Source organism: Streptomyces sp. GbtcB6 (genome assembly GCF_019091475.1).
Taxonomy (GTDB): domain Bacteria; phylum Actinomycetota; class Actinomycetes; order Streptomycetales; family Streptomycetaceae; genus Streptomyces; species Streptomyces hyaluromycini.
This window is the reverse complement of sequence record NZ_JAGXJL010000018.1, coordinates 25,289-42,045: the sequence shown is the minus strand read 5'-3', so window position 1 is coordinate 42,045 and position 16,757 is coordinate 25,289. Positions and strand designations below refer to the sequence as shown.

The 16,757-nt window shown below is 72.2% G+C and carries 13 protein-coding genes; 4 read left to right on the top strand and 9 right to left on the bottom strand.

Translation table 11 applies throughout. The features are described 5' to 3' along the window. Positions 1 to 3 precede the first annotated feature (3 nt). The 8 genes from KVT45_RS28330 to KVT45_RS28295 form a co-directional block, all read right to left on the bottom strand. On the bottom strand, positions 4 to 501 hold the full coding sequence (locus KVT45_RS28330; RefSeq protein WP_217551936.1) for a hypothetical protein: 498 nt from the start codon (positions 499 to 501) through the stop codon (positions 4 to 6). 584 nt (positions 502 to 1,085) lie between these two features. After that, positions 1,086 to 3,749 carry an AAA family ATPase gene (locus tag KVT45_RS28325; RefSeq protein ID WP_217551935.1) on the bottom strand — a complete coding sequence of 888 codons (2,664 nt, stop codon included), beginning with the start codon at positions 3,747 to 3,749 and terminating at the stop codon, positions 1,086 to 1,088. Between the two features lie 131 nt (positions 3,750 to 3,880). Continuing rightward, a complete protein-coding gene (locus KVT45_RS28320; protein WP_217551934.1) occupies positions 3,881 to 4,783 on the bottom strand; it encodes a universal stress protein in 903 nt (300 codons plus the stop codon). A 156-nt stretch (positions 4,784 to 4,939) separates the two neighbouring features. After that, positions 4,940 to 5,182, bottom strand: coding sequence for a DUF397 domain-containing protein (locus KVT45_RS28315; RefSeq protein ID WP_089102920.1), 243 nt, complete (start codon positions 5,180 to 5,182; stop codon positions 4,940 to 4,942). An 83-nt stretch (positions 5,183 to 5,265) separates the two neighbouring features. Further along, the gene (locus KVT45_RS28310; protein ID WP_217551933.1) at positions 5,266 to 6,432 is read right to left on the bottom strand and encodes a thiolase domain-containing protein; all 1,167 of its coding nucleotides are present in this window, start codon (positions 6,430 to 6,432) and stop codon (positions 5,266 to 5,268) included. Beyond that, positions 6,429 to 7,475, bottom strand: a complete 1,047-nt coding sequence (locus tag KVT45_RS28305; protein WP_217551932.1) for a thiolase domain-containing protein — start codon at positions 7,473 to 7,475, stop codon at positions 6,429 to 6,431. Before KVT45_RS28305 ends, KVT45_RS28310 begins: the two co-directional genes overlap by 4 nt. After that, positions 7,475 to 8,416, bottom strand: a complete 942-nt coding sequence (locus KVT45_RS28300) for a Zn-ribbon domain-containing OB-fold protein (protein WP_217551931.1) — start codon at positions 8,414 to 8,416, stop codon at positions 7,475 to 7,477. The genes KVT45_RS28305 and KVT45_RS28300 overlap by 1 nt, the downstream gene beginning before the upstream one ends. A 110-nt stretch (positions 8,417 to 8,526) precedes the next feature. After that, positions 8,527 to 9,327, bottom strand: coding sequence for a crotonase/enoyl-CoA hydratase family protein (locus tag KVT45_RS28295; protein ID WP_217551930.1), 801 nt, complete (start codon positions 9,325 to 9,327; stop codon positions 8,527 to 8,529). A gap of 206 nt (positions 9,328 to 9,533) precedes the next feature. Here KVT45_RS28295 and KVT45_RS28290 point away from each other — a divergent pair, with 206 nt between their 5' ends. The 3 genes from KVT45_RS28290 to KVT45_RS28280 all read left to right on the top strand — a co-directional run bounded on the left by KVT45_RS28290 (position 9,534) and on the right by KVT45_RS28280 (position 15,371). Continuing rightward, positions 9,534 to 11,147: an acyl-CoA synthetase gene (locus KVT45_RS28290; protein ID WP_217551929.1), complete on the top strand. Its 1,614-nt coding sequence runs from the start codon at positions 9,534 to 9,536 to the stop codon at positions 11,145 to 11,147. Between the two features lie 167 nt (positions 11,148 to 11,314). After that, a complete protein-coding gene (locus tag KVT45_RS28285; RefSeq protein WP_308310885.1) occupies positions 11,315 to 13,420 on the top strand; it encodes a sulfatase in 2,106 nt (701 codons plus the stop codon). Positions 13,421 to 13,592: 172 nt separating this feature from the next. Next, positions 13,593 to 15,371: a sulfatase gene (locus KVT45_RS28280; RefSeq protein ID WP_217551928.1), complete on the top strand. Its 1,779-nt coding sequence runs from the start codon at positions 13,593 to 13,595 to the stop codon at positions 15,369 to 15,371. On the opposite strand, the gene KVT45_RS28275 is transcribed toward KVT45_RS28280, so the two are convergent. Then, positions 15,308 to 16,144, bottom strand: a complete 837-nt coding sequence (locus KVT45_RS28275; RefSeq protein ID WP_217551927.1) for an alpha/beta fold hydrolase — start codon at positions 16,142 to 16,144, stop codon at positions 15,308 to 15,310. The genes KVT45_RS28280 and KVT45_RS28275 overlap by 64 nt on opposite strands. A gap of 165 nt (positions 16,145 to 16,309) precedes the next feature. Between KVT45_RS28275 and KVT45_RS28270 the strand changes: the two genes are divergently transcribed. After that, entirely contained in the window at positions 16,310 to 16,747 is a 438-nt protein-coding gene (locus KVT45_RS28270) for a hypothetical protein (protein ID WP_217551926.1), read from the top strand. The last annotated feature ends 10 nt before the right edge of the window (positions 16,748 to 16,757 follow it).

Genomic DNA, 16,757 nt, shown 5'->3' with positions numbered 1-16,757 from the left:
GCCTCAGCCCTGCTGGAAAAGCTCCGCCGGGAGCGGCTTCAGCAGGGCGTACAGGTCGTCGGTGATCGGGCGGTCCCAGGCGGCGATCGTCACGAGGACGCCGTCGCTGCGGTCGAACTGGACACAGGAGATCCGGCTCTCGGAGAGCTTGAGACGGCGCACGATCAGCAGGTTGTCACCCTGCAGGACCGGCATGTCCTCGGTGCCGACGACGGTGACGTCCTCGTCGTTCTCCAGTGCGAGGAGGAGCTGGCCGACCTCGAAGGGGATCTCGTCCTCCTCCACCTCGCGGGCCGGGGAGCCCTCGGGGAGGTTGCCGATGATCATCGCGGGGCCGCGGCCGCCGAAGAGGTCGTAGCGCAGGAAGACGCCCTGGCAGGTGCCGTCGGGGGCGGGCAGCAGCCCGGCACCGAGGTTGCCGGGCCAGTCGCCCGGGTCCATGGCCAGAACGTCGAAGTCGGGGCCGGCGGGAGTGGCGCTGCGGCGACGGAGGAACGACATGCGGTCCATGGTACGGGGCCCGGGTTGTGGGACGCGGACCAGTTCCGGCTGCGGGTCGGCCGACCTTGGTGCGGGACCGACGCTTTTGCAGGGGGCCGGTACCTTCTGTGTCACCGCTCCCTTCACGCAGCCGCGCCTCCTGCACGGCCACTCCTGCTGTGCCGGCGCGCCTGGGCTCTGCCGGCCACCCCTGCGGTGCCGACGCGCCTGGGCTCTGCGGCCGGCCCCGCTCTGCCGCCCCTCCTCCTCTACCGGCGTTCCTCCTCTACCGGCACGCCTGGTCGGCCAGGACTCTGGATGCGGCGGCACTCCTGGTCGGCCAGCACTCCGGCTCTCCCCGCACTCCCTCGCTCTCCCGGTACTGCCGGTCTCCCGGCACCCTTGATCCGCCGCGACGGTGCTCAGCCACGGCGGTGGTGTTCGGCGGTGCCGTGCCGGGCGGTGTTCGCCGTGGTGAGTGGCGGTCGTTCGGCGGGTGCGGCACCGTCGTGGCTTCTCGCGCAGTTCCCCGCGCCCCTGGGTATGTCGTTGTCGACGCCCGCTGCGAAGCCGCCGTTGTCCCGGGTGGTCGGTGTCGACGCCCGCTACAAAGGCGCCCTTTCCGTCGCCGCCAACTCGGCCCGTGCCGTGTCCGCCAAGCCGTCCGCCCCGCACTGCAGGGCGGTTGCGAGCCCCCTGCGCAGGTGGTCGGCGTCGCGGCACTCCGTGCCCAGGGCCACCAGTGCGCATGCCAGCTCGTAGGCCGCCGGGGATTGGTCCAGGTGGGCCACCGACTCGCGCAGGTATGCCAGTCGGGACTCACCCGTCGAGACCTCCGCCGCCGTGCGCAGGGCCTGGCCGATCGCGGACGGGGCGCCGAAGCGGCGGGCCCGGGTGACCGCGTCCAGGGCCGTGGTACGGGCGCGTTCCGGGGCGTCGTGGGCTTCGGCGCGGGCCAGATGGAGCTGCCAGGGGCACCACGAGGGGTTGCGGATGCCGCGGGGTTCGAGGCGCCGGCCGGCCGCGGAGAGCTCGGCCGCCGCGTCCTTGGTGAGGCCGCGGGCGAGGAGCAGTTCGCCGTAGACGGTCTGGGCGTCGGGGAAGACCACGGCCGCCGGGAAGGGCTCCCGGAAGGCGTGGTCCTCGGCGAGACGGGCGGCCTCCTCGGCGCGGCCGCGGGCGATGAGGGTCTGGATGAGGATGCCGAGGGCGTACCAGTGGGCCGGGGTGCCGGGGCCGACGCGTTCGGCGAGGCGCAGGCCGGAGCGGACCAGGTCCTCCGCCTCGGCGAGCCTGCCTCGCCGGTAGCGGACGTAGCCCAGGAGGGTGTAGGCGAAGGAGAGGTGGGCGCCGCGCCAGCCCTGGCGTTCGAAGTCGGCGATGCCGGCGGCGAAGAGCTCCTCCGTGCGGTCGGGCCGGTCGGCGTACATGAAGGCGAGGGCGACGAGGACGGGGACCTCGAACCCGCGGTCGGCCTCAGCCCAGCCGAGGCCGCCGGCCAGGGCGCGCTCGGCGTGGTGGAGGGCGACGTCGGCGGGTTCGCCGCGCTGGATCGCGTCCCAGGTGCGCAGCCCGATGACGTACCGCTCGGTGAGGTCGCGGCCCTGGAGCCGGTCGGCGAGCCGGGTCAGGCGGCGGGAGCGCGAGGGGTGGTCGGGTTCGTCGGCGCGGAAGGCGTCCCACATGAACTGTTCGGAGAGCATGCGGAGCCGGACACGGGCGTCGCCGGTCACGGGGATCTCGCGGGCGAGGGTCTCGGAGGCTTCGGCGAGGCGGTCGCTGTGGGCGAGGACCTGGGAGAGGCGGTAGACGATGTGGTGGCGCAGGGCGGGCTCGGCGATGGGCTCCTGGAGGGCCGCGCGCAGGTGGTTGACGGTGGTGGCGGGTTCGGTGAGCAGGGAGGCGCTGCCCAGTTCGTGGAGGACGGCGGCGCGCTCCTTGGCGGGCGGGGGTTCGCGCAGGGCGCGGGCGAGATAGGCGCGGGCCGTGTCCGGGGCGCCGGCCCGGAGGGTCTCGCCGGCGGCGGCGCGCAGTTGCCGGACGACCCAGGTGTCGCCTTCGGGGTGGGTCTCCAGGAGGTGGCGGGCGGCGGCGGTGGCGCCCTGGCCGTCGTCGGTCACGCACCAGGCGGCCTGTCCGTGCAGGGCGACGCGGACACCGGGCGGGATGGCCCGGTAGACGGCGGTGGCGATCAGCGGGTGGACGAACTCCAGGGTCTCGGCGCCGGTGAGGACCCGGACGCCGCGCAGGGCGTCGGCGGCGTCGGCGGCCTCCTCGTGGCCGAGGCCGGCGACGGCGGCGGCGAGCGCGGGATGGATCTCGGTGCCGAGGACGGCGCAGGCCCAGGCGAACCGGACGGTGGAGGGGCCGAGGCGCTCCAGCCGGGCGATCAGCCCGCTGCCCTTGACGGCGGCGGCGAGGTCGCGCAGCAGGGGTGCGCCGGCTTCGGTGGGGTCGAGGCCCCGGTCGGAGACCTTGGCGGTCAGTTCGACGGCCTCGAAGGGGTTGCCCGCGGTGACGGCCCAGCACTCGTGGCAGAAGGCGTCGTCGGCGTGGTCGCCGAGGCTCTCGCGGACCAGGTCGGCCACGGCGTCGGCACTGAGCGGTTCGAGGCCGTGCGGGCGGCCGCCGGCCCGTCCGGGCAGGCCGCGGAACGCGTCGGCGTGCTCTGGGAGTTCGTCGGGCCGGTAGGCGACGACGACGAGCAGAGGGAGTTGCTCGGCGCGCGGCGCGAACGCGGCGAGCCAGCCCAGGGATTCGGGGTCGGCCCAGTGCGCGTCGTCGAGGACGAGGACCATCGGGGCCTGGCGCACGGCGAGATGGGTGAGCACCCAGTCGAGGCCGTCGCGCAGGCCCTGCTGGTCGGGCGGGGCGCCCTCGGTCGGGGCGCACAGGCCGAGGGCGGGGCCGACGATGTCGTACCAACTGCCCAGCGAGGCGCGGAGTTCGGCCTCCGGTGCGCCGGCGAGCCGGGGTTGCAGGAGCTGACGGGCGACGTGGAAGGCGACGCGCTGTTCCTGGTCGCCGCCACGCGCGGAAAGCACCGTGCAGCCCTGGGCGGCGGCGCGTCGGCGGACCTCGGCGAGCAGGGTGGTCTTGCCTATTCCGGCCCGGCCGGCGAAGGCGAGGAGCGCGCCGAGCGGCCGGTCACCCGGTGCCCCGCCGGCCGCGCCCAGGCCGGTGAGTTCGGCCAACGCCTCGTCGACGGCGGCGAGCTCGCTGTCGCGCTCGTAGAGCGTCCGTCGGTTGCGCAGGACCCGCTGTCCCATGACCACCCCCCGCCACGGTGGTACGCGAGCGCGGGGAGCGGGCGCGCACCGTGGCTTGCAGGCAGCTCAGCGTACGCCCGACGACGGTGATCCGCTCCCTACTGACGGTAACTGAGCGAAGGGACTTGACATCACTCCTGCGGCGGCAAAGGCGGGACCACCGCGATCGGGGCGGCCGCGTGCAGCAGAACGGCCTGGGACACCGAGCCGATCATCCGGGCCGGGGCGAGCAGCCGCCGGCGGTGGCGGCCGACGACGACCAGGGCGGCGTCCTTCGAGGCGGACACCAGCAGGCCGGCCGCGTCGCCGGGCAGCGCGAGGACGTCGGCGCGCAGGCCGGGGCGGTCCTTGAGGTGCGGGGCGAGGAAGCCCTCGGCGAGGGTGCGGGTCTCCTGTTCGACCTCGTCCTGGTCGACGGCCGGCGGGACGATCTCCCCGGCCGCGACCCAGCTCTGCAGCGGCCACGGGTAGGCGGCGATCACCTGGAGCCGGGCGCCGCGCCAGGCGGCCTCGGCGAAGGCGAAGGCGAGGGTGGCGTCGTCGGGGCTGTCCACGTCCAGGCCGACGACGACGCGGGGCCCGGGCTCGGCGGGCAGTTCCTCGTGCACCTCGCGCCCCGGCCGGGGTACGACGACCACCGGGCACTCGGCGTCACGGGCGGCGGCCATGCCGTTGGAGCCGAGCAGCAGGCTGGCGAAGCCGCCACGGCCGCGCGAGCCGAGCACCAACAGCTGGGCGTCGGACCCCAGTTCGGGCAGCAGTGCGCTCGGGGCGCCCTCCAGGGCGACGTACTCGACGCTGAGTCCCGGGGCGCCGGCGCGCAACCGGTCGCGGACCTCGTCGAGCACGGGGTCGCCGGCCGCGTCCGGTTCCCCGGCGACCAGCACGTCGGGCTGCCCCCAGGCGGCGTACTGGCGGACGTGCACCACCCGCAGCGGTGCGCCCCGTTGCCGGGCCGCCTCCACGGCCCAGTCCAGGGCGCGCAGGCTGTCGTCCGAACCGTCCGCCGCGGCGATGACCGGCGCAGTGCTCATCGTTCCTCACCTCCGGAATACGACCTTCCCCGTCCGGGGCCAGCCTGTCTCAGGCGGCGGCCCCGGAAGGGCGCTGCTGGTCACGTGTCCGGAAATCCTTGCGGAACACCCCCCGGTTCACCTCTCTGCCGCGGCAGCAGAACCGGGGGGAGGCGCTCAGGTGAGGTCGAACTCGCCCTCCCGGGCCCCCGACACGAAGGCGCCCCATTCGGCGGGGGTGAAGATCAGGGAAGGGCTCTGCGGGCTGCCGCTGTTGCGCATCGCGATGAATCCCTCGACAAAGGCGATCTGGACATCCCCCAGGCCCCGGCTGCTGGACTGCCAATCGGCCCCGCTGAGGTCCAGCTCCGGCTTGTCCCAGCCCAGTACCGGCTGCTGCTGGATGGTGCTCTCGGCCACGTCCGTGCTCCTCCCGAATTCGTCGTCCGCGGCCAGCCTAGCTTTCGGTTCCGGCACTCAACAGGCCACGTGAACGGGTCCTTTCAGCTGTCGGGGGCCGCGGCGCCGACGAGCCACATGGAGAAGAACTGGGAACCGCCGCCGTAGGCGTGCCCGAGCACCTTCCGGGCGCCGTCCACCTGGTGTTCTCCGGCCTGGCCGCGCACCTGGAGGGCGGCTTCGGCGAACCGGATCATCCCCGAGGCGCCGATCGGATTGGTGGAGAGGACGCCGCCCGACATGTTGACGGGAAGGTCACCGTCGAGTTCGGTCACCCCCGATTCGGTGAGTTTCCAGCCCTCTCCCTCCTCGGCGAAACCGAGGTTCTCCAGCCACATGGGCTCGTACCAGGAGAACGGCACGTACATCTCGACGGCGTCGATGTCCCGGCGCGGGTCGGCGATCCCCGCCTGCCGGTAGACGTCGGCGGCGCAGTCCTTCCCGGCCTGCGGCGACACCGCGTCCTTGCCGGCGAACAGGGTGGGCTCGCTGCGCATGGCCCCGCCGAGCATCCAGGCCGGCGGCTTGGCGGAACGGGCGGCTCCGGCGCGGTCGGTGAGGACCATGGCGCAGGCACCGTCGGAGGAGGGGCAGGTCTCCGAGTAGCGGATGGGGTCCCACAACATGGGGGACGCCTGGACCTTCTCCAGGGTGATGTCGTGCTCGTGGAGGTGGGCGTAGGGGTTCTTGAGCGCGTTGCGCCGGTCCTTGTAGGCGACCAGCGAGCCGACGGTGTCCGGGGCGCCGCTGCGCCGCATGTACGCCCGCACATGGGGCGCGAAGAATCCGCCCGCGCCCGCCAGCAGCGGCTGCTGGAAGGGGATCGGCAGGGACAGCCCCCACATGGCGTTGGACTCGGACTGCTTTTCGAAGGCGAGGGTCAGCACGGTGGAGTGGACACGGGCCGCGACGAGGTTGGCCGCGACGAGCGCGGTCGAGCCGCCCACCGAGCCCGCCGTGTGGACCCGCAACATGGGTTTGCCCACCGCCCCCAGCGCGTCCGCCAGGTACAGCTCGGGCATCATCACGCCCTCGAAGAAGTCGGGCGCCTTGCCGATGACGACGGCGTCGATGTCGCCCCAGCCCAACTCGGCGTCGTCGAGGGCGCGTATCGCGGCCTCCCGGACCAGCCCGGCGATCGACACGTCCCGCCGGGCCGCCACGTGCTTGGTCTGGCCGATCCCTACGACGGCCACCGGCTCCTTGCTCATCGCGGATCCCCTTCGAGTACGGCGACCAGGTTCTGCTGCAGACAGGGCCCGGAGGTGGCGTGGGCGAGGGCGCGGTCGGACTCGCCGCGGTGGATGCGGGCGGCGGCCTCACCGATGCGGATCAGTCCGGCGGCCATGATCGGGTTGGCGGCGAGTGCCCCGCCGGACGGGTTCACGCGTACGTCGTCGCCGAGCCGCAGCGCCTTGCGCAGCACGACCTCCTGGGAGCTGAACGGCGCGTGCAACTCGGCGGTGTCCACGGGCCGTTCGAAGGCACCGGCCCGCTCGGCGGCGAGCCGCGCGGACGGCGAGTCGGTCAGGTCACGGACGCCCAGGCCGTGCGCCTCGATGCGGTGGTCGATGCCCCGGATCCAGGCGGGCCGGGCACACAGCTCCCGGGCCCGCTCCCCCGCCGCGAGGATCACGGCCGCGGCGCCGTCTCCGATGGGCGGACAGTCACCGGTACGCAGGGGCCGTACGACGTACTCCCCCTGAGGTACCGAACCCCGCAGCTGAGCATGGGAGTTGGCGTCCGCATCCGCCCTGCCACGGGCGCCGACGGCAGCCAGCGCGGGCTCGTCGGTCGCGCCCGCGTCGATGAGGGCCTGGGCCTGGAGGGCGGCGAGGGCGACGGAGTCCGGCCAGAGGGGGGCCACGTAGTAGGGGTCGAGCTGCCGGGTCAGCACGTCCCGCACGGAGCCGGGTGAGGACTTGCCGTACGAGTAGACGAGCGCGGTGTCCGCGTCCCCGGTGAGCAGCTTGGTCCAGGCCTCGTACAGGGCCCAGGCGCCGTCCATCTCGACGTGCGACTCGGAGATCGGCGGCCAGGCGCCGACGCCGTCGAGGGCGAGGGTGAAGGAGAAGGCGCGGCCGGCCAGGTAGTCACTGGAGCCGGAGCAGGTGAAGTCGATGTCGGCGGTCTTCAGGCCGGTCTGTCCGAGCACGTCGTGCAGCACCGGCATGAGCATCTCGACCTCGGAGAGCTCCTCGCTGGTGCGGCGGTGGTCGGTCTGTGCGAAGGCGACCAGTGCTATGTCACGCATCACAGCAGCTCCTTGTACGTCTCGTAGTCCGCGTCGGGTTCGCCGTTGGGCCGGTAGTGGTCGGGGAAGCGGGCCCCCTCGGTCCACACCGGCTCGACCCTGAGTCCCATCCGTACCTGGTCGTAGGGGATCCCGCCGATCCGGCCGTGCAGGGCGAGGCCGGCGCCGTCGAGGGCGATGTGGGCATAGACGTACGGCACCTCGATGTCGAGGTTCTTCGCCTTGATGTTGACGATGCAGAAGGTGGTGACCGTGCCGCCGGGACCTACCTCGACCTGTTCCGATGTGGCCACCCCACATGTGGGGCACGCACCCCTCGGCGGGACGTACACCTTCCGGCAGGAGGGACAGCGCTCGCCGAAGGTCCGCCGGGACGACAGCGCGTCGATGTAGGCGGACTGGGCGCGGCCGGGCGAGTAGGTGTAGTCGAGCCGGGCGGGCGCGACGATGCCGTGGATGGCGTCCTCGAACTCACCGCGGTGCCCGGAGAGTTCGGCTGCCTCGCCCTCGTACGGCTCGAAGCAGGCGATGTCGGTGATGGCACCCGACCGTTCCTCGGCCCAGCGGACCCGGACCCGCATGCCGGTGTGGACGGCGTCGGGGCCGGCGGCGTCGAGGGCGTGCAGCAGGGCGGTGTCGGCACCGTCGAGCCGGACCAGGACCCAGGCGAAGGGGGTGCCGAGGGGCTGGCCGCGGCGGGGTTCGTGGTTCCAGGCCCAGGTGGTGACGGTACCGGTGGGGGCGACTTCGACCAGGTCGCGGATCTCCTCGGCGGTGACAGGGTCGTACTCGACGGGCGGCACGAGGACGCGGCCGTCGCCGGTTTTCACACCGAGGACGACGCGTTCCCGCAGGCCGGTGAGGAAGGCGCTCTGGACCGGGCCGAGGGACCGGGTGAAGGGGAACTCGACGACGAGGGGGGCTTTGAGGACTTCGGGCATCGGGGGCTTGCCTCCTTAAGGTCGGTGCGGGTGACGCCCCGTCTTTTAGGGGCGCGGGGAACTGCGCGACCAGCCACATACGGCCCGCAGCGTCCGACGCACCCCAGGCATCACTCGCGCTTGTAGACGGCCGGTCGCTTCTCCGCGAAGGCGCGAGCGCCCTCCTTCGCATCGGCCGTGTCGAAGATCGGCCACCCGCGCTTCAGCTCCGCAGCCAGCCCGTCGGTCTCGGTCAGCTCCGCGGTCTCGTACACCGACGCCTTGACCGCCTCGACCGCCAGCGGCCCGCACGCGTTGATCTGTTCGGCGATCTCCAGCGCCTTCTCCAGTGCCGAGCCGTCCGGCACGACATGGCCGACGAGCCCGATGCCGGCCGCCTCCCTGGCGGTGTACGGCCGCCCGGTGAGCAGCATCTCCAGGGCGTGCGTGCGCGGAATCTGCCGCTGCAGCCGCACCGTGGACCCACCGATCGGAAAGAGTCCCCGCCGGACCTCGAAGAGACCGAACGTCGCGGACTCGCCCGCGACCCGGATGTCGGTGCCCTGGAGGATCTCGGTGCCGCCCGCGACGCAGTGGCCCTCGACGGCGGCGATCACCGGTTTGCGCGGGCGATGATGGCGGAGCATCGCCTTCCAGTGCAGGTCGGGGTCGGCCTTCAGCCGGTCGCGCAGATGCTCCCCGGCCATGCCCTGTCCGGCCAGCGCCTTGAGATCCATCCCGGCACAGAAGGCGCCCCCGGCCCCGGTGAGCACGATCGAGCGGACGCCGTCGTCCTCGTCGGCCTCGATCCAGCCGTCGTACAGGCCGACGAGCATGGAGATCGAGAGCGCGTTCCTCGCCTCGGGCCGGTTGAGCGTGAGCACGAGTGTGGCGCCCTCGCGCCGCACGGTGAGGTGTTCCGTCCCACCCATGGACCGTCTCCCCTCCGAGAGGATCGTCTCCCCTCCACCAGAACGAGAACAGGTTGCAGTAGCCGGGGAGGCACTTCAAGGGTTTTCTGACAGACAGTCAGATTTCTTCGCGCGAACCCTTCACACTTGCCGCGCCCTTTGCTCTGATGACCGCGAACGGACAGGTGCGCCTTTCTTCGTCACGGTCGCCGGGGTCAGGAGGAGCGGTGGAGTACAACCTTGCCGATCTGTTCGAGTCGGTCGTCGACGTGGCTGCGGACCGCGAGGCGCTCGTGTACCTCGACCACCCCGGAACGGGCGCGGAACGCCGGCTGACCTACGCCGAGTTGGACGCCGCCGCCAACCGCATCGGCCACCATCTGATCGACAGCGGCATCCGCCCCGGCGAGCATCTCGGCCTGCACCTCTACAACGGGGTCGAGTACCTGCAGACGGTGCTCGGCTGCCTGAAGGCGCGGGTCGTACCGGTCAATGTCAACTACCGGTACGTCGAAGAGGAGTTGGTGTACCTCTACCGGGACGCGGATCTCGTCGCGCTGGTCTTCGACGCGGAGTTCGACGACCGGGTGGCGGCGGCGCTGCCCCGGACGCCGAGGCTGCGGCACCTGATGCGGGTGGGTGAGCCGGTGGACGCGGGGCTCGAGGCCCTCGCGTTCGCGGAGGCCGAGGCCGCCGGGTCGCCCGGGCGGGGGTTCCCCGCGCGCTCGGCGGACGACCAGTTCATCATCTACACCGGCGGCACGACCGGGATGCCCAAGGGTGTGATGTGGCGTCAGGAGGACCTGTTCTTCGCCGGGCTGGGCGGCGGAGCGCCGACCGGTGAGCCGGTGAAGCGACCGGAGGAGCTGGCCGAACGAGTCGCGGCGGGCGGGGCGGGCATCACCTTCTTCCCCACTCCCCCGCTGATGCACGGCACGTCCACGCTCACCACCTTCATCGGCTTCAACTTCGGGCAGCGGGTCGTGATCCACCGCAAGTTCGTGCCCGAGGAGGTGCTGCGGACCGTCGAGAAGGAGAAGGTCACCAGCATGTCGCTGGTCGGCGACGCGATGCTGCGCCCGCTGATCGACGCCCTCAACGGACCGATGAAGGGCACCGACTGCTCCGCCATGTTCAGCGTCTCCTCCTCCGGCGCGATCCTCTCCGAGACCGTGCGCCGGCAGTTCAGCGAACTCGTCCCGAACGCCATGCTGCTGAACAACTTCGGGTCCTCCGAGTCCGGCTTCAACGGCACCGCGACCGAGGACTCCGGGGCCGGCAGCGGCTTCCGGGTCCGTGTCAACTCCCGCACCCAGGTGGTCGATCCGGCCGGCCACGAGCCGGTGGCGGTCGGCGAGATCGGCCGGGTCGCGCAGAGCGGGCACGTGCCGCTCGGCTACTACAACGACCCGGTGAAGACCGCCGAGACGTTCTTCGAGAAGGACGGCCGGAGGTGGGTGCTCCTCGGCGACATGGCGACGGTCGACGCGGACGGTGTCGTCACCGTGCTCGGCCGGGGCTCGCAGTGCATCAACACCGGGGGCGAGAAGGTGTATCCGGAGGAGGTCGAACAGGCGCTCAAGTCGCATCCGGACGTGTACGACGCGCTCGTCGCCGGGGTGCCGGACACCACGTGGGGCAACCATGTGGCGGCCGTGGTGCAGCTGCGCGAGGGCGCCGAGCCGCCCTCCCTCACGGACATCCAGACCCACTGCCGTAACCGGCTGGCCGGGTACAAGGTCCCCCGTCAGCTGGTGATCGCCGAGGCCATCCAGCGGTCGCCGAGCGGCAAGGCGGACTACCGGTGGGCGCGGGAGGTGGCCGTGGCCGCCGACCGGTAGGCCGTGCGGGCAGCGGGGCAGGACCCGCCGGGCGCGCTCTTTGCACGCGGTTGACCCGGACGTTTGAACACCGGGTTACGTCAGGCCGTACGCGAGGTTGGCGGTTCCTGACCTGCGGGCCCGGTCCCGCCGTGCCATCACCGGGCTTCGCACGGAAGGACTTACGGGTGTCGCACCTCACGCCCCCTCGCCAACTGCTGGACGCGGACGCGTCGGCACCGGACCCGGCGGCGGGAACACCGGCCGCGCCGGCGGAAGCCGGGGCCGAGCCGGACGCCCCGTCGGGCGTACACCCGACGGATGACGGGGCCGAGGCCGAAGCCGGCACTCGGGCTGAGGCGAGCGAGCCGGGCGGGGATCCCGAGGCGGTCGAAGAGGCCGACGCGGACACGAGCCCCGGAGCGGAGGAGCAGGAGGAGCAGGAGGACGAGGCAACCGGCGACGAGGAGCGCGGCGAAGCAACCAGCGACGAGGAGCGCGGCGAAGCGGCCGGGGAGACCACTGACTCGCTCCCTCCCGCCGCCGACGACGAACGCGCTTCCGAGGGCGCCGAGCCGCACACCGGCCTCGCCACGGCCGGGGACGAGACCGAACCCGCCTGCCAGGCCCCCGACTCCGACCGCCCCGGCTGGTTCGGCCGGTTCCGCCGCCACCCCCGCATCGCAACCGGTGTGCGGGTGGGGACGAGTGTCCTGGCGGGTGCGTTCGTGCTCGGCGCGATCCTCGTGCCGGACCGCCTCGACCGGTTCTCCTTCCAGACCTTCCTCCGCCTCCCCGTCGAAGCGGTGTACCTCTCGGTCATCCTGCTCGCACTGCCGTCGAAGGCACGACGGATCGCGGCCGTCGTCACGGGGACGCTCCTCGGCCTGTCCACCGTCCTGAAGTGCCTCGACATGGGCTTCTACCAGACCCTGGCCCGACCGTTCGACCTGGTCTTCGACTGGATTCTGCTGACCGACGCGGCGGACTGGGTGAAGGACTCGTTCGGTCACACGGGCGAGGTGCTCGCGGTGATCGGGGTGATCGTGCTGCTCGTCGCCGTGCTCGTGCTGAGCGCGCTCGCGATGGTGCGGCTGGCGAACGTCCTGGACCGGCACCGCCCCGCGGCCGTGACCACCACGCTCGTCCTCGGCACCGTGTGGATCACCTGTTTCTCGCTGGGCGTGCAGTTCGCCGGCATCCCGTTCGCCGCCAAGGGCTACAGCCAGTTCCTCGCCAACCGGGTGCAGTACGTCCGCGACGGACTGGGGGACGCCGACGTCTTCAAGAAGCAACTCGCCGTCGACGCCTACGCCAACACCCCGTCCGACCAGCTGCTGACCGGACTGCGCGGCAAGGACGTGCTGTTCACCTTCATCGAGAGCTACGGCCGGGTGGCGATCGACGATCCGGCGATGGCTCCGGAGATCGACGCGACGCTGAACGAGGGGAACGCCCGGCTCAAGTCAGCCGGTTTCGCGGCGAAGAGCGGCTGGCTCAGGTCACCCGTGACGGGCGCCGGCAGCTGGCTCGCCCACTCGACGTTCCTGTCCGGCCTGTGGATCAACAACCAGCAGCGGTACCGGACCCTGACCACCGGCGACCACGCGACCCTCACCAGCTACTTCCAGAAGACCGGGGCCTGGCGCACGGTCGGCATCGTGCCGGGCGTGCGCAAGGCCTGGCCCGAGGGCAAGTACTTCGGCCTCGACCACATCTACGACTCCACGCACCTCGGTTACTACGGTCCGTACTTCAGCTGGACCCCGGTGCCGGACCAGTTCAGCCTGGAGGCCTTCCAGAAGCTGGAGCACGGGAAGAAGAACCGCGACCCGATCATGGCGGAGATCATCCTGGCCTCCAGCCACAACCCCTGGTCCCCCATCGCTCACATCATCGACTGGAAGGACCTCGGGAACGGCAAGATCTTCTACAAGATCAAGAAGGAGGGCACGAACCCCACGGAGGTCTGGAAGAGCGCGAAGAGCGTGCGGACCGAGTACCGCAAGGCGATCCAGTACTCCCTGGACAGCCTGACCCAGTGGATGCAGCGCTACGGCGACGACAACACCGTCCTCGTCTTCCTCGGCGACCACCAGCCGGTCCCGACGGTCACAGCCGGCAGCACCAGCCGGGACGTACCGGTCACCATCGTCGCCCGCGACCCGAAGGTCCTGGACCGGGTCTCCGGGTGGGGCTGGACGGACGGGCTCAAGCCCGCGGGCAACGCACCGGAGTGGGCCATGGACCAGTTCCGGAACCGCTTCATGAAGGCGTTCGGGCCGCAGAGCTGAGCTCGGCCCAGGTGTCCGGGGCGGGACCGGGATCACCTTCTTCCCGCCTCCCCACCGGCAGGACGCACGGGTGTGCCACCGTCGCAGGGCGGTCCCGGGGTCGTACTCTGTGCGCACGATCTGACGTCGATCATGCACACAGAGTCACGACGGCTGCACGGAAGGACCTCCGGTGTTGCACCCCACGCCCGCCCGGCCGCCGGAGACCGTGCCGTCACCGGCCGGTCCCGGCACGGGCGAAGGCTGGCGGCGGAGGCATCCGCGGACCGCCCGGGGCATCTCGGTGGGGACGACCGCCGGGTCCGCCGCCCTGCTGCTGGCCGTGCTGCTGCTGCCCAACCGGCTCGACCTGCTCGCGCCGCCGGCGGTCCTGCGCCTCCCCGGCGAGGGGATCGTGCTCGTCGCCGTCCTGCTGGTGCTGCCCACCTGGGCGCGGCGGGTCACGGCGGTGCTGGCGGGCGCGGCGCTGGGGGTGCTGACGCTGGTGAAGTGCCTGGACATGGGCTTCTACTGGGCGTTACAACGCCCGTTCGACCTGGTGCTCGACTGGATCCTGCTGGACGACGCGGCGGACTACGTACGGGAGTCGTTCGGCCGGACCAGTGAGGTGCTCGCGATCGCCGGGGCCCTGCTGCTCGCCGTGACCGTGCCCGTGGTGACCGTTCTCGCGCTGGTGCGGCTCGCCGAGCGGATGGCACGCCGGCGTCCGCCCGCGGGGCGTGCCGCTCTGGTCCTGGCCGTCGCCTGGGTCACCTGTGCCACCTTCGGCCTGCGGACCGGCGGCGCGCCCGTCGCCGCCACGCTCGACGCCCAGTTGGTGGACGACCGGGTGCAGGCGGTCCGGGCCGGTCTGGCGGACGCGCGGGTCTTCGCGGCGGAGGCCGCCGTCGACGCCTTCGAGAGGACTCCGCCGGACCGGCTGCTGACGGGCCTGCGCGGCAAGGACGTGCTGTTCACGTTCGTCGAGAGCTACGGCCGTACGGCGATCGAGGACCCGGCGATGGCGCGGCAGGTCGGCGCGGTCCTCCAGGAGGGAACCGCCTCGCTCAAGGCGGCCGGTTTCGACGCCCGCAGCGGCTGGCTGCGCTCCCCGGTCCTCGGAGCGGGCAGCTGGATGTGCCACGCCACGCTGCTGTCCGGACTGTGGATCAACAACCAGCAGCGTTACCGCAATCTGGTCTCCGGTGACCGGATGACCCTCAACCAGTACTTCCGAAGGACCGGCGCGTGGCGCACGGTCGGTGTCGTTCCGGGCGTCCGCCGCACCTGGCCCGAGGCCCGGTTCTTCGGCCTCGACCGCGCCTACGACTCCACGCACCTCGGCTACCACGGCCCGTACTTCAGCTGGACGCCGGTCCCCGACCAGTTCACGCTGGAGGCCTTCGACCGCCTGGAGTACGGGAGGAAGAACCGGCGTCCGCTGATGGCGGAGATCGTTCTCGCCTCCAGCCACCAGCCCTGGGCGCCGCTCCCCCGCATGATCGGCTGGAAGGACCTCGGTGACGGCTCGGTGTTCGGGCCGATCCAGAAGGCGGGCAAGGACCCGGCAGAGGTGTGGAAAGACACGGAGAGCGTACGCACCGAGTACCGCGCCTCGATCGAGTACTCGCTGCGCAGCCTGTTCGGGTTCATGCGGCGCCACGCCCGCCAGGACACGGTCCTGGTCTTCCTCGGCGACCACCAGCCCCGCCCGGAGGTCGTCGCCGGCAGCCCGCGCCGGGACGTCCCCGTCACGATCGTCGCCCATGACCCGGCGGTCCTGGACGGGGTCGCCGGGTGGGGCTGGACACCGGGCCTCAAGCCCGCCGCAGACGCGCCGATCTGGGCGATGAACCAGTTCCGCGACCGTTTCCTGGAGGCGTTCGGGCCACAGGGCCGAAGTCCGGCTCAGTTGTCCAGGAAGTCGACGGTACGGCGGACGAACCACTCGGGGTCGTCGAGCCAGGGGTAGTGTCCGGCGCCGGGCTGCACGGCGACCTCGGCGGTCGGGAAGGCCTCGGCGGCGCGCCGGGCCAGGGCCGGGCTGGGGCCGCCGTCGAGCTCACCGGCGTACACCAGGACGGGGGCGGCCAGGGCGCGCAGGGCGGTCCGGGTGGCGTCCGGGGTGAAGGCGCCCTCGCCGAAGTACCGGTCGCCGGCCTCGTCGTTGGACTGCTCCTCGGCGGCCGCGTCGTGCGCGCGGGCGGCGTCGTCCCAGCGGCCGTAGAAGAACGGCATGAATGCCTCGTCGAAGTCCCCGGAGCCGGTCAGCCACGCCTCCAGCGCGGGGAACGCCCCCTCGAACCAGGGCTCCCCCATCCGCAGCCGGGCCGCCGCCAGCCGGTCCTCGGGGGTGGCCCGCAGGCCGAGGGCCGCGGGGTTGCCGGTGATCAGCGCCAGCCGCCGCACCCGCTGCGGATGGGCCGCCGCGTACAGGATCGCCAGGCTCGCACCGGCCGAGTGCGCCAGTACGTCCATGTGGTCGAGCCCCATGTGGGCGCGCAACATCTCCACGTCGTCGACCAGTCGGTCGCAGCGGTACGACGCCGGGTCGGCGGGCGTGGCGGAGTCGCCGGTCCCCCGCAGGTCGAGCAGGACCAGCCGGCGGCGGGCGGCCAGCCCGCCCAGGTCCCCGAGGTAGGCGGAGGCCCGCATGGGGCCGCCCGGGAGCACGACGAGGGGTTCGCCCTCGCCTCTGACGTGGTAGGCGAGACGGGTGCCGTCGGCGGCGGTGAACGTGGGCATGACGCTGATCTTCGGGGACGGTGGCGCGGCGTCGCAAATGACCGGCGCGACCGGCGCCGTGCATCGGCCCGGCGTGCGCCGAACGTGTGGCAGGGAGCAAGCGCTGTGCTCGCAGGGGGCATGCAGAGACTGCATGCCCCCCTCACGCGGCACGAAAGGTTCGAGATGAAACGTTTCCCGATCGGCGTCCTGGTCACCGCGGCGGTTCTCGCCGCGAGCGGAACGGCCATCGCCGTCACTCGCGACACAGCCGATCAGCCGGACGGGAAGAAGACCGGCCGGCCACCCGTGGTGAAGTCCGCCGCGGCACAGGCGGAGGTGTACACGTGGGTGCACGGCCCGCATGTCGTGGTGCCGCCCGGCCAGGCCCGCAGCACCGAGGCGCTGTGCCCGGCCGGGCAGGTGCCCACGGGCGGCGGCTACAACGGCTTCGACGCGGGCAGTATCAGCATCATGGTCAGGACGAACTCGCCGACGACCCAGGGGTGGAACGTCGCAGGCCTGAACACCAGTTCAACCAGGTCGGTCGAACTCTGGTCCGAGGTGATCTGCGCTCCCGGCACACTGGCCGAGGTCGGGCCACCCGCACCGGTCAGCAAGTGAGCCGGTGAAC